General features: G+C 71.8%; 14 protein-coding genes and 2 pseudogenes. 7 read left to right on the top strand and 9 right to left on the bottom strand.

Annotation, left to right across the window (positions count from 1 at the left end; all coding sequences use genetic code 11):
* Nucleotides 1-22: 22 nt before the first annotated feature.
* Nucleotides 23-5854 carry a TIR domain-containing protein gene (locus tag ACIQU6_RS08185; protein WP_403480812.1) on the top strand — a complete coding sequence of 1944 codons (5832 nt, stop codon included), beginning with the start codon at nt 23-25 and terminating at the stop codon, nt 5852-5854.
* A gap of 39 nt (nt 5855-5893) precedes the next feature.
* On the opposite strand, the gene ACIQU6_RS08180 is transcribed toward ACIQU6_RS08185, so the two are convergent.
* Complete coding sequence (locus tag ACIQU6_RS08180) at nt 5894-6367, bottom strand: NUDIX hydrolase (RefSeq protein WP_403480811.1); 474 nt, start codon at nt 6365-6367, stop codon at nt 5894-5896.
* A 95-nt stretch (nt 6368-6462) separates the two neighbouring features.
* The gene (locus ACIQU6_RS08175) at nt 6463-7095 is read right to left on the bottom strand and encodes a carbonic anhydrase (RefSeq protein ID WP_403480810.1); all 633 of its coding nucleotides are present in this window, start codon (nt 7093-7095) and stop codon (nt 6463-6465) included.
* A gap of 801 nt (nt 7096-7896) precedes the next feature.
* Here ACIQU6_RS08175 and ACIQU6_RS08170 point away from each other — a divergent pair.
* Nucleotides 7897-8238, top strand: a complete 342-nt coding sequence (locus ACIQU6_RS08170) for a cupin domain-containing protein (RefSeq protein WP_403480809.1) — start codon at nt 7897-7899, stop codon at nt 8236-8238.
* A gap of 254 nt (nt 8239-8492) precedes the next feature.
* Here the strand turns inward: ACIQU6_RS08170 and ACIQU6_RS08165 are convergent, their stop codons facing one another.
* Complete coding sequence (locus tag ACIQU6_RS08165) at nt 8493-8843, bottom strand: hypothetical protein (protein ID WP_403480808.1); 351 nt, start codon at nt 8841-8843, stop codon at nt 8493-8495.
* Between the two features lie 359 nt (nt 8844-9202).
* Between ACIQU6_RS08165 and ACIQU6_RS08160 the strand changes: the two genes are divergently transcribed.
* The gene (locus tag ACIQU6_RS08160; protein ID WP_403480807.1) at nt 9203-10219 is read left to right on the top strand and encodes an MDR family NADP-dependent oxidoreductase; all 1017 of its coding nucleotides are present in this window, start codon (nt 9203-9205) and stop codon (nt 10217-10219) included.
* 15 nt (nt 10220-10234) lie between these two features.
* Here ACIQU6_RS08160 and ACIQU6_RS08155 read toward each other — a convergent pair whose 3' ends face one another.
* A complete protein-coding gene (locus ACIQU6_RS08155) occupies nt 10235-10687 on the bottom strand; it encodes a winged helix-turn-helix transcriptional regulator (RefSeq protein ID WP_403480806.1) in 453 nt (150 codons plus the stop codon).
* Nucleotides 10688-10802: 115 nt separating this feature from the next.
* Here ACIQU6_RS08155 and ACIQU6_RS08150 point away from each other — a divergent pair, with 115 nt between their 5' ends.
* Nucleotides 10803-12068, top strand: coding sequence for an MFS transporter (locus tag ACIQU6_RS08150; RefSeq protein WP_403480805.1), 1266 nt, complete (start codon nt 10803-10805; stop codon nt 12066-12068).
* A gap of 63 nt (nt 12069-12131) precedes the next feature.
* Here ACIQU6_RS08150 and ACIQU6_RS08145 read toward each other — a convergent pair whose 3' ends face one another.
* From ACIQU6_RS08145 to ACIQU6_RS08125, 5 genes and pseudogenes are all read right to left on the bottom strand, one after another.
* A complete protein-coding gene (locus tag ACIQU6_RS08145; protein ID WP_403480804.1) occupies nt 12132-12710 on the bottom strand; it encodes a hypothetical protein in 579 nt (192 codons plus the stop codon).
* A pseudogene (locus ACIQU6_RS08140) lies at nt 12694-12852 on the bottom strand (carboxymuconolactone decarboxylase family protein); the annotation flags it as partial. The pseudogene ACIQU6_RS08140 and the gene ACIQU6_RS08145, both read right to left, overlap by 17 nt.
* Nucleotides 12853-12979: 127 nt before the next feature.
* Nucleotides 12980-14113, bottom strand: a complete 1134-nt coding sequence (locus tag ACIQU6_RS08135) for a haloacid dehalogenase-like hydrolase (protein ID WP_403480803.1) — start codon at nt 14111-14113, stop codon at nt 12980-12982.
* Between the two features lie 299 nt (nt 14114-14412).
* On the bottom strand, nt 14413-15333 hold the full coding sequence (locus ACIQU6_RS08130) for a hypothetical protein (protein WP_403480802.1): 921 nt from the start codon (nt 15331-15333) through the stop codon (nt 14413-14415).
* Between the two features lie 290 nt (nt 15334-15623).
* Entirely contained in the window at nt 15624-15926 is a 303-nt protein-coding gene (locus ACIQU6_RS08125; protein ID WP_403480801.1) for a hypothetical protein, read from the bottom strand.
* Between the two features lie 518 nt (nt 15927-16444).
* Between ACIQU6_RS08125 and ACIQU6_RS08120 the strand changes: the two genes are divergently transcribed.
* The 3 genes and pseudogenes from ACIQU6_RS08120 to ACIQU6_RS08110 form a co-directional block, all read left to right on the top strand.
* Nucleotides 16445-18811, top strand: a complete 2367-nt coding sequence (locus ACIQU6_RS08120; RefSeq protein ID WP_403480800.1) for a molybdopterin oxidoreductase family protein — start codon at nt 16445-16447, stop codon at nt 18809-18811.
* 102 nt (nt 18812-18913) lie between these two features.
* On the top strand, nt 18914-19408 hold the full coding sequence (locus ACIQU6_RS08115; protein ID WP_403480799.1) for a VanZ family protein: 495 nt from the start codon (nt 18914-18916) through the stop codon (nt 19406-19408).
* A gap of 192 nt (nt 19409-19600) precedes the next feature.
* Nucleotides 19601-19720: pseudogene (locus ACIQU6_RS08110) on the top strand (GNAT family N-acetyltransferase); the annotation flags it as partial.
* Nucleotides 19721-19813 lie beyond the last annotated feature (93 nt).

Raw genomic sequence — 19813 nt, 5'->3', positions numbered from 1 at the left:
CCCGACCTCCTACGATGACCCCATGGTGACTGACGGGGAACTGCTGGGCCGGACGCGGGACTTGGACTTCTTCATCAGCTATTCGCCCGCCGACGAACAATGGGCGTCCTGGATCGCCTGGACCCTGGAGGAGGCCGGGTACCGCACCGTCATCCAGGCATGGGACTTCGTCGCCGGCACCAACTTCATCGACTTCATGGACCGCGGCGTCAGCGAGTCCGTCGCCGTCATCGCCGTCCTCTCCGGCCACTACGGCCGCTCCACCTACGGCCGCATGGAATGGCAGGCCGCACTCCGCGCCGAACCGGAGGAGCCCGAGCGCAAGCTGCTCACCGTCCGCGTCGAGGACATCCCCATCGAGGGGCTGCTCGCCACCATCACCTACGTCGACCTCGTCGGCGTCGCCGACGCCGCGACCGCCCGCACCCTGCTGCTCACCCGCGTCGGCCAGGCCGTCGAGGGCCACGCCCGCCCCGGCCAACACCCCGGCTACCCCGGCGCCGAGACCGCCACCGGCCCCCTCCAACTGCCCCGGCCCGCCGCCCCCGCCGACGACCGGCAGCGCCCGCTCGGCCGCACCGGCTGGTCCGGCCGCCGCCGCCCCGCCCGCGCGCCCCGGTACCCACAGGCCCCCTGCGTGGCCCGCGACCAGGGCGCCCTGACCGTCCTGCACCTCGCGGGGCCGGACTTCGGCCGCGGCCGCGAACCGGACGCGCTGCGCCGGGAGATCCGCGGTGACCTCGTCGAGCTGAAGGACGCCGGTGCCCCCGCGCCCGACCTCCTCGTCGTCACCGGCGACCTCACCGCCTCCGGCAGCCCCCGCGAATGCGACCAGGCCCTCAGCTTCCTCACCGGCCTGCGCTCCCAACTCGACCTGCCGCCCCAGCGCGTCATCGTCGTCCCCGGGAACCAAGACGTCAGCCAGGCCGCCTGCCGCGGCTACTTCCACACCTGCGAGGCCGACGAGATCCCGCCACAGCCCCCGTACTGGCCCAAGTGGCGCCACTACACCCGCCTCTTCCGCGGCCTCTACGAGGGCCTGGACACCGTCTTCGACAGCGACCAGCCCTGGACCCTCTTCCCGGTGCCCGAACTCCACACCGTCGTCGCCGGGTTCAACTCCTCCATCGCCGCGAGTCACCGCCCCGACGACCAGTACGGCCTCCTCGGCCGCGACCAGGCCGCCTGGTTCGCCGAGGCGCTGCGCGGCTACGAGGAGGAGGGCTGGCTGCGCATCGGCGCGCTCCGCCACCCGCTCACCGCCCGCCGCCGCCCCCAGGACGCCCCCGGCGGCCCCGGCACGCTGCGCGACGTCGACACCTTCACCCGACTCGCCGCGCCCCGCCTCCACTTCGTGCTGCACGGCCCCAGCGGCGGCCCCCGCACCACCGGCACCGAGCCGGCCCACGACCACATCCCGCTCCAGAACGGCACCCTGCCGCTCTACGGTTCGGCCGCCCCCGCCGGCTTCGAGCTGCTGCGGGTCACCGCCGACGGCATCACCCGCTGGACCGGCGACGGCGGCACCGAACCGGCCGTCTTCCCCCTCACCTGGCACGGCGCCGGCCGGATCTTCACCCCGCCCGGCGAGCCCGCGGACCCGCCCGCCGCGACCCCGCCCGCCGACAACCGCACCGTCGACGCGCCCGCCGACTCCCTCACCGAACGCGTCAAGGAGGTCTGCCGCGCCCGCCAGGAAGACGTCCGCCTCCGCGACGTCCCCCGCACCGACCCCGACGACCTTGCCCAGATCATGGTCACCTGGAGCGACGAGGGCGTCGTCCGCCAACAGCGCATCGCCGTCCACCCCGGCACCCCCACCGACGACGAGCTCGACCGCTTCCTCGCCCAGGCCCACGCCACCGACACCGGCTCCGAGGCCGAGCTGATCCACGACGGCCCACCGCCCGAGCAGTCCCTGCGCGAACGCGCCGGACGCCGCGGCATCCGCGTCCGCAGCTTCCTGGAGTTCCAGGGCCTGCTCGACCTGCGCGCCTACGTCACCGCCCAGACCGCCCGGCTCAGCAACGACGACCGCTACGCCCCCGACCTCTACCTCCCGCAGCGCTACCGCGACGCCGAACGCCCCGACGCCGAGGAGCGCGACCACCTCGTCGAGGCCATGCTCCAACTCCTGGAGACCGACCACGGCCGCTTCCTGCTGCTCCTCGGCGACTTCGGACACGGCAAGACCTTCGCCCTGCGCGAGCTGGCCCGCCGCATCCCCGAACGCCTCCCGTACCTCACCCCGTTGCTCATCCCGCTGCACACCCTCGACCGCGCCCACAGCCTCGAAGGGCTCGTCGCCGCCCACCTCGCCGGCCACGACGTCGACACCATCGACCTGCGCGCGCTGCGCTACATGCTCGGCCAGGGCCGCGTCGTGCTGCTCTTCGACGGCTTCGACGAACTCGTCAACCGCGTCAGCTACGACCGCGCCGCCGACCACCTCCAGGTCCTCCTCAACGCCGCCGTCGACAACGCCAAGATCGTGGTCAGCAGCCGCACCCAGCACTTCAAGTCCCAGGACCAGATCCTCACCGCCCTCGGCGAGCGCATCGGTCTGCTCCCGCAGCGCCGCATCCTCGCCGTCGAGGGCTTCGTCCCCGAACAGATCCGCGCCTACCTCGTCAACCGCTACGGCGACGAGGAGACCGCCGCCCGCCGCTTCGAGATCCTCAGCAACATTCCCGACCTGCTCGCCCTGTGCGCCAACCCCCGCCTGCTCAGCTTCGTCGCCGACCTCGACCCCGACCAACTGCGCGCCGTCGCCGGCGCCGGCCGCGCGCTGAGCCCCGCCCGGCTCTACGAGGACGTCTTCACCTCCTGGCTCGCCCACGAGGAACGCCGCGGCCAGGGCGGCCCCGGCGCCGCCCCCGGCCTCACCCTCGACCACCTCTGGGCCGCCGTCACCGCGCTGGCCCGCCGCCTGTGGGAGACCGGCCGCAGCGGCCTGCACCTCGACGAACTCACCGACACCGTCGCCACCGCCCTCTCCGGGCTCGCCGGTACCACCCTCACGACCCAGGAGAGCGCCCAAGCCGTCGGCGCCGGCAGCCTGTTGATCCGCACCGACGAGGGCCTGTTCCAGTTCATCCACGGCTCCGTCGTCGAATGGCTCATCGCCCGCGAGGCCGCCGACCGCCTCGCCGACGGCGACACCAGCCTGCTCGCCGCCCGCCAACTGAGCGCCCTCGCCGTCGAGTTCTTCTGCGACCTCGCCGACCACGACCTGAACACCGCCTGGGTCCGCACCGTCCTCAACGCCCCCGGGCCCGGCGTCAGCGACGCCGCCCGCGCCAACGCGGTCCGCGTCATGGACCGGCTCCGCGTCCCCGCCGGCGCCGACCTGCGCGCCGCCCGCCTCTCCGGCGACGACCTCTCCGGACGCGACTTCTCCGGCGTCGACCTCTCCGGCGCCGACCTGACCGACACCCGCCTCATCGGCGCCAACCTCTCCGGCGCCGTGCTCCGCGACGCCCGCCTCAACGACGCCCGCCTCGACCACGCCGACCTCTCCGGCGCCGACCTCACCGGCGCCGACCTGCGCGGCGCCCGTCTCACCCGCGCCGACCTGCGCGGCGCCCGACTGACCCGCAGCCGCTGGCACCGCGCCGCACTCATCGACCCGCTCATCGACGCCGAGGTCCGCGCCGCCCCCGAACTCCGCACCGCGGCCCTCGCCCCCGGCATGCCCGTCGAGGTCGGCTTCCGCCCCGCCGCCGTCGGCGTCCCCTACGGCTTCGACATGCGCACCAGCCGACTCCCCGAACCCCTCTCGTACAGCCCCGGGGGCGAACTCCTCGCCGTCGGCAGCGAGGACGGCGGGGTGCTGGTCTGCGCCGCCGACACCGGCCTCGCGCTGCGCACCCTGCACGGCCACGAAGGCCGCGTCTACGCCGTGAAGTTCCGCTCCCGGGTGCTGGCCACCGGCGGCGCCGACGGCACCGTCCGCCTGTGGGACCCGGTCTCCGGACGCCAACTGCACCGCCTGGACGTCCACCCCGGCGGCGTCTGGCCGGTCTCCCTCGACGAGGCCGGGACCCTCGTCGCCACCGGCGACGCCGACGGCCTGGTCACCCTCTGGGACGCCGCCACCGGTGAGGCGCTGCGCCAACTCCCCGGCCACACCGCACCCGTCTACACCGCGGTCTTCAGCCCCGACGGGCAGACCCTCGTCACCGGCGACGCCGCCGCCAACCTCCGCCTCTGGGACGCCCGTACCGGAGAGTGCATCGGGAGCCTGGACGGTCACGAGAACGCCGTGTTCCGCGCCCGGTTCAGCCCCGACGGCACCCTCCTGGCCACCGGCGACCACGGCGCCGACGGCCACGGCACGGTCCGCGTCTGGCGCGTCGCCGACCAGCGCCTGCTGCACGCCTTCACCGGCCACACCGGCCGCGTCTACACCCTCGACTTCCACCCCGAGGGCACCCTCCTCGTCAGCGGCGACACCGACGGCCAGGTACGGCTGTGGGACCCCGTCGTCGGCGCCCCCGCCGGAGCCCTGGAGCGCTGCTCCGGCGCCGTCTACCAGGTGATGTTCGGCAACGGCGGACGGCTCCTGGCCGCCTGCGACAGCGACGGCACCGTCCGCCTGTGGCGCGTCACCCTCTCCGGTGGCCACCGCACCATCAGCCTGCTGCGCCAACAGCCCATCGAGCACCGCGGCTCCGCCTGGGCCTGCCGCTTCCGCCCGCACGGCAGCCAGCTCGTCACCGTCGGCAACGACGGCGGTGCCCAGATCTGGGACGCCGACACCGCCCAGGGCCAGCGCATCCTGCGCGGCCACGGCCGCCGGGTCAACACCGTCGCCTTCAGCGCCGACGGCGCCCGCCTGGCCACCAGCGGCAACGACGGCATCGTCCGGCTCTGGGACGCCCGCACCGGCCGCCGCACCGCCGAACTCACCGGCCGCGGCGACCGGTTGGTCTCCGCCGTCTTCAGCCCCGCCGGCGCAATCCTCGGCACCGCCAGCAACGACGGCGACATCTACCTCTGGAACGCCGCAACGGGCGAGTACCTCCGCGAGATCGACGTGGAGACCGACCACACCTGGGCCGAGGCGTTCAGCCCCGACGGCACCCTGCTCGCCACCGCCAACGACGACGACTCCGTCCGCCTGTGGTGGCGCGCCACCGGCGCCCATGTCGCCACCCTCTCCGAGCACCGGGGCCGGGTGCGCTCCATCGCCTTCTCCGGCGACGGCGCCGCCCTCGCCACCGGTTGTGACGACGGCCGGGTCCGCCTCTGGGACAAGGAGAGCGCCGCCCTGACGGCCGAACTCGACGGCCACGGCGACCGCGTCTACGCGGTCGCCTTCGGCTCCGACGGCGACTGGCTGGCCAGCGCCTCCTGGGACGGCACCGCCATCATCTGGCGCGACGGCGCCCCCCGCCACGTCCTGACCGGACACCACGGACGCCTCTGGGCGGCCGCCGCCCACCCCCGGCTGCCGCTGCTCGCCACCGCCGGCGACGACCGCGTCATCTGCCTCTGGGACGCCCGCACCGGCACCCGCACCGCCCGCCTGACCACCCGCCTCACCGGCCACACCGGGCGCGTCTTCTCCCTCGCCTTCAGCCCCGACGGCACCCGCCTGGCCAGCGGCGGCGAGGACGGCATGGTCCGCCTGTGGAACCTCCCCACAACGGACACCCCACCCACCCCACACGCCACCCTCATCGGCGTCCCCGGAGGCTGGGCGGCGCTCACGCCCGAGGGCGGCTACAAGTACGAGGGCGAGGTGGCCGGCGAGTTCTGGCACGTCGTCGGCATGGCCCGCTTCACCCCCGGCGAGTTGGACGACTACCTCCCGGGCGTCCAACGGATCCCGCTCGACGAGGAGTTGTGAGGCCGGGGGCGGCCATCCCGCCCCCGACCCTCCGTCACCTCAGTGCCGGACCAGACCGCCCACCGGAACGGCAGCGACGTGCCCCGTCGCCGGCAGCGTCCGCGCCAGCGCGAGGCCGACGTCCACCAGCGACGACCGACGCCGGACGTCCACCTCGGAGAGCGGGGTCCACACCGACTCGACGATCTCCCCGTTCGGCTCCGGCCGCAGCCGGCCGCCCACGAGGCGCACCCGGTAGAAGACGCCGACGTTCTGGTGCTCCGCCCCACCGGGCACGGCACGTTCGGCCGCGGGAACCACCCTCGAATCCACGCCCAACAGCCGTTCCACCACCGCCTCGCCCCCGGTCTCCTCGCTCACCTCCCGGACCACGGCGTCGAACGGGTCCTCCCCGTGCTCGACCCGACCACCCGGAAGGGTCCACGTGGAACCGGTCACCGCCGACACATGACGAGCCAGCAACACCCGCCCGCCCTCAAGACACACGGCATACGCCGCCAGCCGAAAACTCATGCCCTTACCTTCCACTGGACCCGTCGGACAGACTCTGGCCAACCCGGACCCCAACGTCACGCGCTCCCGCCAGGCGGCACCCGCCACAGGACGCCTCACAGGGGTTGGAAGCGGCAACTGCCCGGCCGCTCGACATAGACCTGACCCGTCTCCACCGCGTAGAACCAGCCGTGCAGCCGCAGTTTCCCCGCGGTGATCCGCCTGGCGACGAAGGGGTAGGAGCGTATGTTCCCCAGCTGTATCAGCGTGTGCAGTTGGGCCATGGTGTCGGGGTCCGTCCGGCCCGTGCGGGACGCCCGGGCCGCCTGGCGGGCGATGGGCAGTTCGCTGGCGGCGCGCGTCCCGTGGCCGGCCAGGTCGAGCCACTTCGCCAACAGCGGCAGGAACGTCATGTGGCGCGGGTGCATCAGCCCCTGTACCGCTCCGCAGTGAGAGTGGCTGCACACGACGATGTCCGGTACGTGGAGGGCGGTGACCGCGTACTCCAGCGTCGCGGCGATGCCACTGGCCGCCTGCGGGCGGTAGCGGGGGACGATGTTGCCCGCCACACGTAATTCGAAGAGCTCGCCGGGCCGGGCTCCGGTGAACAGGGTGGGGACCACCCGGGAGTCCGAACACGTGATGAACAGCGCCAACGGCCGCTGCCCGTGAGCGAAGTTCCCGAGATTCCAACCCCGTTGGGCGATCCGCTGCGGAAAGCTGCGGGCGTTGTCCAGGAATGCTTGCATGATCGACCTCGTTTTCGGCGGAACGGTCCCGGTCCCGGGGCAGCACAGGGCGATGCGACGGCCGCCCTGGGAGCCCGTTGAGGCGGCTCGTTTCGTTACGGCACGCCCGCGCGCACACGGAGGAGCGGTTCGTAGGACGGACGGAGAGGGGTGACCCGCCTCTCCGAACCCCGGCCGACGAGCCGGCGGCAGGATCTCGGGCGCGCTTCGACATCTCAGACGGGCCTCGACGGCCCCAGCGACGGTCCGGGCCCATCCGGGCCCAGCTCGTGGTCAGCCGTCGGTGGCCCGACCACGGCTCGTCGTGGCACGGGACCGTCTGCGGTCCAGTCTGTGGACGGAACGGGGTGCGGTGCGCCTCCCCGAGGACGGGGAGGGGAAATCGGCCTGCCATGTTTGCGGGAGAGACTTCCGCGCATGGCCGTTGGCCGTCAGGAAGTTGCGCACCTCGCACCCGTCCTTCCAGCGACAACCGAACTGTGGAGGGGTGGGCCCGGCGGAATCGGTCGTATGACCGAGCGCCACCCGACACCCTCCCCAGCGGTCCGCGGGGAACACTTTCAGCCAGTTTGACGCCGGGTGATCACGGTGTGAACCAAGGAAGTGGCAACGGTGCACCGAGAGTTCACCTAGGACCCCCCAGGCAATCCCCAAGAACGCAGTCCCACCCAGGTGTGCGTGCGGCGCCGCCCGGTCAGCCGGTTCCGTGAGCGGCGTGAGTGCCTCCGTACGGGCCGGCCGCCGACACTCCGGGCGGCCGGGCCGCCCACCGGTACCCACCGCTCCACGGATACTCACACCATGCAGAAACTCTCTCTGGACGCACAGGCACGTGAACACCTGGAACTCGCCGCGGCCTCCACTTCCGGACGCAGCGCGGAAACCGTCTACGGCGGACACGAGCACACGTTGCGTCAGACCGTTCTCGCCCTGACCGCAGGTTCCGAACTCGCCGAGCACGACAGCCCCGGCGAGGCGACCCTCCTGGTGCTCCGCGGACGCGTGCGGCTCACCAGCGGCGACACCTCCTGGGACGGCCGCATCGGTGACCTGATCGTCATTCCCCCGGACCGGCACAGCCTCCACGCCGTCGAGGACGCGGCGGTGCTCCTGACGGTCGCCAAACGCGTCACCTCCACCTGACGGTGACGACGCGCCAGGTACGCCGCCACGGCCCGCAGTTGTGGCGGCGTACGCGCGGGCCGAGGCGCGGGACCGGCCGGCCGGCGTACTCCACCGCGCAGGCGAGCAGCCGGCACCGGCTCCGTGAGGGGCGGGCGCGCTGACGGAGGCGGCGGCCCCACCCACCGGGATGGGGGGCGGCCCGCCGTCCGTGAATCCGCCCCCGCCGATCAGCGCGGCCCGACCGGAGGGGCCGCGCGGAGATCAACGGTCGGTCATCCGTCGCGCTCGTCCGTCGGGCCGAGCAGGTCCCGTATCTCGCGGATCACGGCGCGTTCGTCGTGGGCCCGTTTGACGTCGACGCTGACCTTCCGGCCGTTGGGCAGTTCGACCGTGAGGGAGACGTCGGGGCGGCGGCTGGTCAGCCAGGTGCAGAGCGGAGTGATCAGCGCGGCGACACCGCCGGTCCCGAGGACGACGGTGAGGGTGTCCAACACCGCGCCCATCTGGCCCGGTTGCGGGGACCCGCGCAGCCAGTCCACCCGCCCGCGCAGTCGGTCGTCCGACGCCAGCCACTCCTGGAGCGACCGCAGCAGCGCCTCCGCCTCGGCCCCGTCGGCCGCCACCGACCACCGTTCACCATCCGAACCCGAACCCGGCATCAATTCCCCCCTGATGCGCAGAAGTTGCCGCCTGATGCGCACCATCCTGGCACGAACGGGCCGGCGGAGGAGCCGATTCACGGCGGCCCGGCGCACCCGGCCGCCGGGCCCACCGTGAGCCGCACGCCACCCCGCCGGTGGTGACGGGCGACTGCCGGCCGGCGGAGCCGTGCTGCTTCAGCCCACAGCGCAATGGGGATCACGAAGCGCGCCCGGGGCGTTTCACTCGTCGTGGGGCAGGCGCGACCCCCACGGAGGGGCCTGACTGCCAGCACGGACAGCTCAGGTGGCACAAGTGGCCGGACACGACAAGGAGTTGCCGGATGCCCGACTCGCTCACCGTTCCCCCGACCCATCGCGAGGTCCACCTCGTCGTGCGCCCCACGGGCTTGCCGTCCGGGGAACATTTCGCAGTCGTGGAAGCGCCGGTGCCCGTGCCTGGGCCGGGCCAGGCACTGGTCCGCACCAGCGTACTGGCCGTCCTCACCATCATGAGCGACCTGATCCGTGGGCGCGGCGAGCTGCCGGTGCCACCGTTCGCCCTGGACGCCTGCGTGCCGGGGCCGAGCATCGGTGAGGTCGTCGACGCGGGCGACAGCGGCCTGAGGGCCGGTGACATCGTCAGCAGCCAGGCCGGTGGTTGGCGGGAGTACGCGGCGTTGAACGCCTCCGCCGTCCAGCGCCTGGACCCGGACGCGTTGCCGTACCCGGCGGCACACCTTTCACAGGGCGCCGCCGCCTACCTGGGCGTGGTGCGCGCCGGAGAGGTCCGCCGGGGCGACACGGTGTTCGTGACCAGCGCCGCGGGCGGCGTGGGTTCCCTGGCCGGGCAGCTCGCCAAACTGCGTGGCGCGACCCGGGTCATCGGCTCCACCAGCTCGCCGCGCAAGGCCGACATCCTGACGAGGGAGCTGGGCTACGACGCCGTCGTGCTACGCGGCGCGGGCCCCATCGAGGAGCAGTTGCGCCACGCGGCGCCCGAGGGGCTCGACGTGGTCGTCGACAACGTGGGCGGCGGGCAGTTGACGGCGGCGCTCGCGGTGGCGCGGCGCGGCGCGCGCGTCGCGCTGATCGGGGCGCTGGCCGGACAGTTGGGCGCGTCGGCCATTGCGGAGATCGATCCGCACGCCCTCATCGCGGGTGGCATCACCCTGCGCGGCGCCGCCCTCCACGACCATCTCGACGTCATCCCCGAGTGGATCGACGTCTTCGGCCGTGAACTGCGCAACGGCACGCTCACCTTTCCCCGCACGGTGCTGAGCGGAATCGACCAAGCCCCGCGCGCCCTGAGGGAGTTGCTGGTCGGCCGGCACGTCGGCGCCGTGCACGTGGAGCTGTGACCGGCGGGCTCGGGACTACTGAGCGGAGACCTTGTGGACGGTGGTGTCGTCGGGGTGGAGCCGCCGCCCGTCCGTGGAGAGCACTTCCAGGGCGCGGAGGCGGTGCCCCTGCCGGCGGTCGACCAACTCCGAGTGCGGTTCGCCGGGTTCGAAGAAGTGCTGTTCGCCCCACTGACGTAGCGCCACGATGACGGGGAAGAGCGCCTCGCCCTTCGGCGTCAGCGCGTACTCGCGGTAGGCGCTGCCGTCCGAGGCGGGGACGGGTTCGAGGATGCCGCCGGCGACCAGGGTGCGCAGGCGCGCGGTGAGGATGTTCTTCGCCACGCCGAGGCTGCGCTGGAACTCCCCGAAGCGCCGGCTCCCGTCGAAGGCGTCCCGCACGATCAGCAGGGACCACCAGTCACCGATCGCGTCCACCGACCGGGCGACGGGGCATTCGCTGTCGTCGAAGCGCGTCCTGCTCACCATGGCGTCCCTCTCCCGCTCTCGAACTCTCTCACTCCAACTTCGGTTGCAACATGCTACCAAAGGGGTTAGCGTCACGACTGGTGGCAAGTTGAAACCAGAATCCGAGGGAGTGCTGATGCCTGGCAACTCTGAGGCCGTGACGCGACGGCCCGAGGTCCAATGCGAAAGAGGGCCCGCGTTCGTCCTGTCCCGCGGCGTCGTCATACTGTTCGCCGTCGCCTGCGGAGCCGCGGTGGCCAACGTCTACTTCTCCCAGCCGCTCCTGGTGACCATGGGCCACGACCTGGGCATGAGCCCGGCACTCGTCGGCGGCGTGGTCACCCTCACCCAGGTCGGATACGGACTGGGGCTCTTCCTCCTGGTGCCGTTGGGCGACGTGGTCAACCGCAGACGACTCATCGTGGCCCAATTACTGCTCCTGGTGGCCGCGTTGATCGTGATCGCCGGCGCCCACACGGCGGCGATCCTGCTCGCGGGCATGGCCACCATGGGGCTGCTCGCGGTCGTCACCCAGACGCTGGTGGCCTTCGCGGCGTCACTGGCCCCGCCCGCCGGGCGCGGCCGGGTCGTCGGCCTGGTCACCAGTGGCGTGGTCACCGGAATCCTGCTCGCCCGCACCGCGTCCGGCCTGATCGCCGACCTCGCGGGCTGGCGCTCGGTCTACCTCGCCTCGGCCTCGCTCAGCGCGCTGCTCGCCCTGATCCTCTACCGGGTGCTGCCGCGCCACACGGAGGCCCCACCGACGACCCTGCGCTACGGACAGCTCCTGCGCTCAACCCTCACCCTGTTCGCACGGGAACGACTGTTGCGGCTCCGGGCCCTGTTCTGCCTGCTGATCTTCGCCGCCTTCAGCACCCTGTGGAGCAGCATCGCACTACCGCTCAGTGAGGCCCCGTACTTCATGTCCCACAGCGCGATCGGGGCGTTGGGGCTGATCGGCGTCGCCGGCGCCCTGGCCGCGAGCGTGGCGGGCCGCCTCAACGACCGCGGACTCGCTCAGCGGACCACCGGCATCGCGCTGGCGCTGCTCGCCGTCTCGTGGCTGCCCCTGGCCTACACCCGCAGCTCGCTCTGGGCCCTGTTCGCCGGCGTGATCCTGCTCGACCTCGCCGTACAGGCGGTCCATGTCACCAACCAGACACTGATCTACGCGCTGCACCCGGACGCGGGCAGCCGACTGATCGGCGGATACATGGTCTGCTACTCGATCGGCAGCGCCACCGGCGCCATCGCCGCAACCTCCCTCTACACGGCGGCCGGCTGGGGCGCCGTCTGCGCACTGGGCGCCGCGTTCAGCCTCCTCGGGCTCGCGCTCTGGGCGCTCACCCGACGCGGCACCCCGCTCCCCACCCCCAACACGACCGCTCACAGCGGTGATTGAGCACGCTCACCGAGTGCCTGGGTGCCTGGGTGCCTGGGTGCCTGAGCGCCCAGGCCATGAACCCTAGGAGCCCTTGACTTTCGGCTTGTTCTTGCCGGAGTCCCAGGTCCATTGGGCGCTGGAGAACGGCGTGCGCTGGAGATTCGTGCGGGCGACGGTGCCGAGGTTGGCGTATGCCTCCTCGGCGTGCCCCGTCTTCTTGCGGTCCTTGGCGAACTGGGCGATCTTCGCGTCCACCGCTTGGAGCGTCTTGTACTGGGCGCTGCTCGCGCCGATGACGAAGCGGACGGCGGCGTCGAACTTGTCCCCGGGGTCGTCGGCACGGTTCCTGGGGCCGGTGAAGAGGTTGCCGGGCAGCCAGATGTAGATCTGCGCGAAGCTGTCCCACCCGGTGGGCCGGGCGGCGCCGGCCTGGTGGGTGATGGTCTTGTTCTTGATTCCGGTGGCGAGGTCCTTGACCTGCTGGCGGTCCGTGGGGACGAGTGTGGTGCCGTACTTGTCGACGTTCTGGATGATCGCGTTGAGCACGGGGGTCGCGGCGGTCAGCACCCCGCCCTCCAGGACCGCGTTCCACAGCCAAATCAGCCCGACCTTCGGGCTCTTGGGGACGGTGTGGTGGTACATGGCAGAAGGCACAGCCATTGATCTGGCTCACGCGCAGTGACACCAACTCCTGCGCCGCGGCCGGCAGGGCCGAGTTCTTGAGCGCCTGGCCCGCCGACATGAAGTGCTTGAGGGCCTTGCCGGCGGTCGGGTTGGCGAAGTAGTTCAGTCGCGCGTCCATGGGATGCTCCCGAGTGGTCGTCTCGTCAGTGGGTACAACCCTCAGACGAGACGGCCCGCTCCCCTGTGACATGCGCGGAGGTGACCTGCGTCTCCCCGGGCGAGGACCTGTTGGGGTGTGCCGCGCCTCAGCGAATCTGCTCGGGCGTGACGGTCAGCCAGTCCTTGTCGGCCGTCACCCGCTGCCCCAGCTCCTTCTGCCGCTTCGCGTTGGCCTTCTTCATCGCAGTGAGCTCCTTCATGGAGCTCTCCTTGCGGTTCACCCAGATCCGCGCCCCGCCGTGCTCCACGTCCGCGGACCGGAACAGCATCGGCCCGTCGCTCTTTGGGGTGTCACCGGCCGCGAGGATCGGCTCCCGCCAGGCGTCGATGTACGTCTTGATGGCGGCCGGCTTGCCCTCGTACCAGGTCAGTGGGGCCCACAGGGTGGGCGTCAACTCCCAATCGGTGAGCGCCTTCTGCCGCTGGGGGTCGAACCGCCCCTCGGCGATCTCCTTGCGCGAGCTGGTGACATCGCCGGTCCTGCGGTTCTTGAGGAGCGTGGACACGCCGATGACGTGGTCCGGCTTCACGCCGTAGCCGTACTTGGGGTCGGCCAGGACCATGCGCGCCAGTTCCTCGTTGGCCGCGCTGACGACGTAGACGTCGATGCCGTGGGCGCGCAGCGTCCGGTACAACTCCTGCATTCCGGTGGAGAATTCGGGAGCCCTGACCTCCGTCTTGGTCGGCTTCCCGTCCTTGTCGTACTCGGCGGGGATCGGCTTTCCGTAGGCGAGCAGCTCGTCGACGTACTGCTTCAGCTCCTTGAGGGTGAAGCCGGAGAAGATCTGCGCGGCCCACGGGTAGGAGACCTGGTCATCGAGGTCGCACAGCCGCAGGTAGTAGCTGTAGAGGCTTTCCTTGTGGGTGGCCGTGTCCTTGAAGGGGATGACCTTCAGGGAGGGGTCCATGGACTTCCGGGTCAGTACGCCCTTCATCTCCAGGAAGGGGAGGAGCGCCTCTTCGAGGTCGTTGCGGTAGGTGGTGTTGTCCGCGTCGAAGGTGGCGTACGCGCCCTTGTGGTCGTGGTCGGCGATGACCTTGCCGAGCTTCTTCGCCACCGGTGCGGGCCAGTGCTTCAGCTCCTTCGCGACGGAGCGCGACGAAACGCCCGCGGCGGAAGCCTCACTGCCCGGCCACAGAGTGCTGCCCGCGACCACTGCGGCGGTGAGCACCCCCGCCGCTCCGAAGACCGCCAGTCCGCCTTTGCCGCGTACGTTCACGTTCGTCCATCCTGCTGAAACGAGTCTTGTGGTGGGAAGCCCGTTACGGGCAGCGCGTCATGGTAGGTCGTCTGCCGGGAATTTCCCATGAGTGACGTCACGGTGCGTGAGGGGTGTGAGGCAGGGCGAGCCGGGTAGCAGCGTGCGGCGGCGTGGGGGCGGGAGAGTTGGGTCGATGGCCTCGTGGAAAGGGGTGAACTCCCGCTGCTCGTGACCGATCTGACTGATGAGCACCGCGCCGGAGCCGTTGGAACTCGGCCTGGGCCGTCACGAGTTCACCGCGCTCTCCTCGCGGTCGCTCAGTGCTTCGGGGGAGGGGGTGCGGGAGTGGTTGGGCTCGCGGCTGCGGCGGGGATCGCCGTCCGTTGTCGGATCTCGCGTTCGGCGTCTTCGGCCTGTTGCAGGTGGTCAGTGGCGGCGCCGACGGCCTGGCGCGCCAGGCGCAGGTCGTCCTCCGCCTCCGCCAACTTCCTGCCGATCTCCAGGACGCGCTGCTGTGCGTCCCCCAGCCGGTCGAGCGCCCGCCGCTCCCGGCCCCTCGCCGACGCCACCTCGGCTTCGGCGGCGCGCAGTTCCCGTTCGGCGTCCGCGCTGTCCGCGGTGCCCGAGTCGGAGCGCGGTCGATCCTGCTCGGCGCGGGTCTCCCGGCCGCGACGGCGACTGCGAGCCATGTCGAGGTCAACGACCTTGTCAGTGCGGGGTATTGGGTCGTGGTCCGGTGCCTGTACGGCCGGCGTGAGGGCCGGGACCGGTACGAAACCGACCGCCGTCAGCGGCTGCGTCAGCCGGCCCCGGGCCCACTCGTGGGCTGACTGCTGGTCGGCCAGGACGGCCCGCAGGGTGTCCTCCAGCTCGCGCTGGGCGTTCGCGCCGAGGCAGTGGCCTGCCCGGGCGGCCAGATGGCGTGCCTGGCCGGTCAGTGCGGCAACCATCTCGTGTTGCCGTCCGGCCAGCTCGCGCAGCCGCCGTCCGTCCAGTTCCCGATGGGCCTGGCGCAGTTCCTCGCCGAGCCGGAGCAGTCGCGCCGTGTCGGTCCCCTTCTCGCGGGCCAGGAGGTTACTGGCCCAGGCGGCGTGGGTGGGGCGGCGCAACTGGCGGATCCGTTCGGCCAGCCCGCGGTCGCCGGCCGCCCGCGCGGCTCGCACACGGGCGTCCCGCGCCGTGGTGAACTCCCCCGGCGGCAACGCGTAGAGCTCATCGGCGACGGTGTCCAGATCCATCTGGCCCTCCATCGGCGCGTGCGGTCGTTTTCCGCGATGGGTGCCCGTGGGCAGGTTTCGTTCGGTGCGAGACGCCTGTCTGTCTACCTGGCCAGGCACCCCGGCACCTCGTCACCCTCGGTTGCCGCGCGGACGCTACGAGCTCACGGCATGCGACGGCCAGGCTGCCCCAGGCCCAACGAGGCGCCTGGGGCAGCCAGCACGACGCCCGCCGATGACCGTGGCCACCGGCGATCGTCAACGCCCGGCGCGACTCCGCTCAGTCGCCCTGCGCGGCAACCGTTCGCCATTCAGTGACCGAACCGGAAACGGTGGTGCTTGGGGTGCTCGGACTGCGCGTCCGCCTGTGCGGCGCGGGCGGCCTGCCTGCGGTGTCGGGACCGGGTGAGGCTGCCCGTCATCAAGGCGATTCCCAGGCCGAAGATCAGGGTGAGCGCGATTCCGGCCAGGAAGATCCCGAGGCCGTTCAGATTGGCGATGTGGTTACCGAGGATCGTCACGCTGTAGCTGGGCCCACCCACGAGGTTGCTTGCGATGGAGAGGCCGACGAACGCCCCGGCCACGACAAAGAGAAGAAGTCCAAATAGCGCCATGATGTCCGCCCTTCTGCGACACCGACACTTCCACTTTCGCACCGCAGGCACCTGCCGTCTCGGCCACGAGGGGCGGTGCCACACAACGGTTCCGGGCGACGACAGCCCGCAAGCGACGCGCACCGGTCGGCCCCCGCTGCCTTGCCTCCGACCCGTGCGGGATCGTCGATGTCCACGAGTGTCGGAGCGGCGATGCCCTTCGGCCTGTGCTGTGGCCGGGGAGGAGGGGGCCCGGGTACCTCCAGGCGGGCGGTTTTCCGCGCCCCGGCCGACGCTGCCCCGCCGTCCGCCATGTATGACGAACCCTCAGCTCTGGGCAGGAGTTGGGGGATTGGGGCCGCTGCCGCGCAGGGCGACCGGTTCGGGCGCGCGGGCCCGGGCCGGGCTTCGTAGCCGGGGACCGTGGGGCGCGCGACGTAAGGTCGGGGCGGGTGCCGCCGCGGTCCGCGCGGCCTCACCGGGCCGGTGCGGCGAAGTCCGGGGCCGGCCCCGGCCCACGGTACGGAAGGGACCACCCGATGGCTGACCGGATCAGCGATGTGTGGGGCAAGCGAACCCCCTTTGCCGCCGGCGAGAGCTGGCCGCTCCGCGTGGACGAATGCCTGGCGGTCCCGCAGGACCACGTCGAGCGCTGGGTGCCGTCCGCCTGTGTGCTCTGTTCCAACGGTTGCGGAGTGGACATCGCGGTCGCCGACGGCCGCATCGTGGGAGTGCGCGGCCGCGCCGAGGACCGCGTCAGCCACGGCCGGCTCGGCCCGAAGGGCCTGTTCGGCTGGCAGGCCAACCACTCCCGCGACCGTCTGCTGCACCCGCAGCTCCGGATCGACGGTGCCTTGCGGCGGGTCGACTGGAACACCGCCATGAGCGCCGTGACCGAACGTTCCCGGGCGGTCCTCGCCGATCACGGGCCCCACGCCATGGGGTTCTACACCGGCGGCCAACTCTTCGCCGAGGAGTCCTATGCCCAGGCACTGATCGCCCGGGGCGGGATCGGCACGCCCCACCTGGACGGCAGCACCCGCCTGTGCAGTGCCACCGCGGAACGGGCCCTGATCGAGAGCTTCGGCAGCGACGGTGCCCCCGGCTCCTACACCGACATCGACCACTGCGACACGCTGTTCCTCGTCGGGCACAACGTGGCGGAGACCCAGACGGTGCTGTGGTCGCGGATGCTCGACCGGCTGCACGGCCCCGACCGTCCGGGCCTGGTCGTCGTCGACCCACGCCTGACCGCGACCGCACGCGCGGCCGACGTGCACCTCGCCGTCCGGCCGGGCACCAACGTCGCCCTGCTCAACGCCCTGCTGCACGAACTGATCGACAACGACCGGACCGACCAGGCATTCCTCGACGACCACACCACCGGGTACGCCGAACTGGCCCGGACCGTCGCCGACTACCCGGTGGAGCGCGCCGCGGAGATCTGCGGCGTCCCCGCACACCTCATCCGCCGGGCGGCCCAGCTCATCGGCACCGCGCACCGACTGGTCTCCACCGTCCTCCACGGCGTCTACCAGTCCCACCAGGCCACCGCGGCCGCCGTACAGGTCAACAACATCCACCTGGTGCGCGGCATGATCGGACGGCCCGGGGCCACGGTCTTCCAGATGAACGGCCAGCCCACCGCCGAGAACACCCGCGAGACCGGCGCCAGCGGCGCCCTGCCCGCCCATCTCAACTGGCGGAACGACGCCCATGTGCGGCGCCTGGCCGACCACTGGAACATCGACGAACACCGCATCCGCACCTGCTCGCCGCCCACCGACGCCCTGGAGATCTTCCGGCGCTGCGAGAGCGGGTCGATCAGGTTCCTCTGGATCACCGGCACCAACTCCGCCGTCTCCCTCCCCGAACTGCGCCGCGTCCGCGCGATCCTCAAGGCCGACGGGCTCTTCCTGGTGGTCTCCGACGCCTTCCCCACCGAGACGACCGAACTGGCCGACGTGGTGCTGCCCACCGCCCTGTGGGGCGAGAAGACCGGCTGCTGCACCAACGCCGACCGCACCGTCCACCTCTCCCACAAGGCCGTCGATCCGCCCGGTGAGGCCCGCACCGACTTCGCGATCCTCCTCGACTACGCCCGTCGGATGCGCTTCACCGACCGCGCCGGCAGGCCGCTGCTCGCCTGGCACAAACCGGAGGATGCCTGGAACGACTTCATCGCCCTGACCAAGGACCGGCCCTGTGACCAGTCCGGCCTCACCTACGAGCGACTGCGCGGCAGCAGCGGCGTCCCATGGCCCTGCACGGAGACCGCGCCCGACGGGACCGAACGCCGCTACACCGACCACGTCTTCGCCACCGCCGCCGACCACTGCGAGGACTACGGCCACGACCTGGCCACCGGCGCCCCGCACGAACCCCACGCCTACCGCGCGCACGACCCCGCGGGGCGGGCCAACCTCAAGGCGGCGCACCACCTGCCGCCGCACGAGCCGCCGGACGAGACCTACCCCCTGTGTCTGACCACCGGTCGCGGTGTCTACCACTGGCACACCCGCACCAAGACCGCGCGCGTACCCGAACTCAACGACGCCGAACCGGAGTTGTGGGTGGAACTGCACCCCGACGACGCCCACGGTCGGGACATCGCCGACGGTGACCTGGTCCGGGTGACCTCCCGGCACGGCGCCATCGAAGCCCCGGTCGTGCTCTGCGGCAGCCGCCCCGGCGTGGTGTTCGTCCCCTTCCACTACGGCTACTTCGACCGGTCGCACCCGAACCGGCACGACCGGGCCGCCAACGAACTCACCGGCACCGCATGGGACCCGATCTCCAAGCAGCCCGTCTACAAGGTCACCCCGGTCCGGTTGGCCAAGGTCGCGGACGCCGATGCGGACACGAGCGCGGGTGCGCCGAAGCGCACAGCGCGAAACGTGAAGTAAGTCACCAGGCACGCGAGAACCGGACTTTTCGCCCTTTGCGTCTCTCCAGCCAACATCTGCTGCCCACGCCGGGCCGGATGCGCGATCGAATGGAGAGTGTCCGTGTCTTTTCCCGTGGCCCTGAGCGTCGGTGTCCTCGGCTGCGTGGTCATCGCGGCGGTGACGTTCATGTTCCGGAGCCCCAGGCGGACGTCACATCGCGTCTGTGCCGCCTTGGGATGGCTGTGGGTGGCCGGGGTCGTGGGCCTGACGTTCGGCACCTGCTCCGGTGGTGGGCAGGCGTTGAACCTCAAGCTGCTCGACGTGTCGAATCCCGCCGACACCTGGGACTTCCTCCTCAACGTGCTCATGTTCGTCCCCGGCGGGCTGCTCCTGGCGAGCGCCGGCGCGCGCTTCGCGACCGCGGCGGCCTGCGGCTTCCTCGGCTCCCTCGCCATCGAGACGACGCAGTATCTCACCGCCTCGGGGCGTACCGCCGACCTCAACGACCTGCTGGCCAACACCCTTGGCTGCGTGGCCGGTTACGCCTGCGCGGCAGTGGTCCGGGCCGCGTTCCGCAGGACGCGGGCGGCTGCCGGGCCGCGCCTGCGGGCCTGACGCCGATCGTGGTCGCCACGCGGCCGCGGAGGGCGGCGCTCCAGGCCGGGTCGTCCATGGATGCCCGGTGCTCGCCGGTTGGGGTGGAGATGCCCGCGAGGGCGCACGCGTCGAGGGGGCGCGTGATACGTGAGGAGTCGTCTTCCCGGGATTCCGCCCGGGAGGGGACTCGCCGGCTCAAGGGGTGTGCGGATGACGCAGTGTGCGGCGTCGATCGAATCGATGGAACAACTCGCGGTGGTCTGGCGGAACATCGTGCTGGACCGCAACGCGGACGCGGACGTGCGGGACCTGCCGGGCATCGCCGTTCGCTAGGGCGCTTCTGACGGATCTCCGCGGCGTCGCGGCGTCTGGCACGCACGCTCGCGGCGTTGCCGAAATGTCCCCATAGCTCCGCTATGAAGA

The sequence above is a fragment of the Streptomyces sp. NPDC090442 genome, assembly GCF_044769405.1.
Taxonomy (GTDB): Bacteria; Actinomycetota; Actinomycetes; order Streptomycetales; family Streptomycetaceae; genus Streptomyces.
The sequence above is the reverse complement of the archived record's forward strand: the minus strand, read 5'-3'. Positions and strand labels throughout refer to the sequence as shown.

What these genes read in the sequence shown, in the direction of transcription:
- ACIQU6_RS08120 (WP_403480800.1), top strand. Translation starts at nt 16,445, where the DNA reads ATGGCTGACCGGATCAGCGATGTGTGGGGCAAGCGAACCCCCTTTGCC.
- ACIQU6_RS08175 (WP_403480810.1), bottom strand. Translation starts at nt 7,095, where the DNA reads ATGCAAGCATTCCTGGACAACGCCCGCAGCTTTCCGCAGCGGATCGCC.
- ACIQU6_RS08180 (WP_403480811.1), bottom strand. Translation starts at nt 6,367, where the DNA reads ATGAGTTTTCGGCTGGCGGCGTATGCCGTGTGTCTTGAGGGCGGGCGG.
- ACIQU6_RS08185 (WP_403480812.1), top strand. Translation starts at nt 23, where the DNA reads ATGGTGACTGACGGGGAACTGCTGGGCCGGACGCGGGACTTGGACTTC.
- ACIQU6_RS08155 (WP_403480806.1), bottom strand. Translation starts at nt 10,687, where the DNA reads ATGGTGAGCAGGACGCGCTTCGACGACAGCGAATGCCCCGTCGCCCGG.
- ACIQU6_RS08125 (WP_403480801.1), bottom strand. Translation starts at nt 15,926, where the DNA reads ATGGCGCTATTTGGACTTCTTCTCTTTGTCGTGGCCGGGGCGTTCGTC.
- ACIQU6_RS08170 (WP_403480809.1), top strand. Translation starts at nt 7,897, where the DNA reads ATGCAGAAACTCTCTCTGGACGCACAGGCACGTGAACACCTGGAACTC.
- ACIQU6_RS08130 (WP_403480802.1), bottom strand. Translation starts at nt 15,333, where the DNA reads ATGGATCTGGACACCGTCGCCGATGAGCTCTACGCGTTGCCGCCGGGG.
- ACIQU6_RS08145 (WP_403480804.1), bottom strand. Translation starts at nt 12,710, where the DNA reads ATGGCTGTGCCTTCTGCCATGTACCACCACACCGTCCCCAAGAGCCCG.
- ACIQU6_RS08150 (WP_403480805.1), top strand. Translation starts at nt 10,803, where the DNA reads ATGCCTGGCAACTCTGAGGCCGTGACGCGACGGCCCGAGGTCCAATGC.
- ACIQU6_RS08160 (WP_403480807.1), top strand. Translation starts at nt 9,203, where the DNA reads ATGCCCGACTCGCTCACCGTTCCCCCGACCCATCGCGAGGTCCACCTC.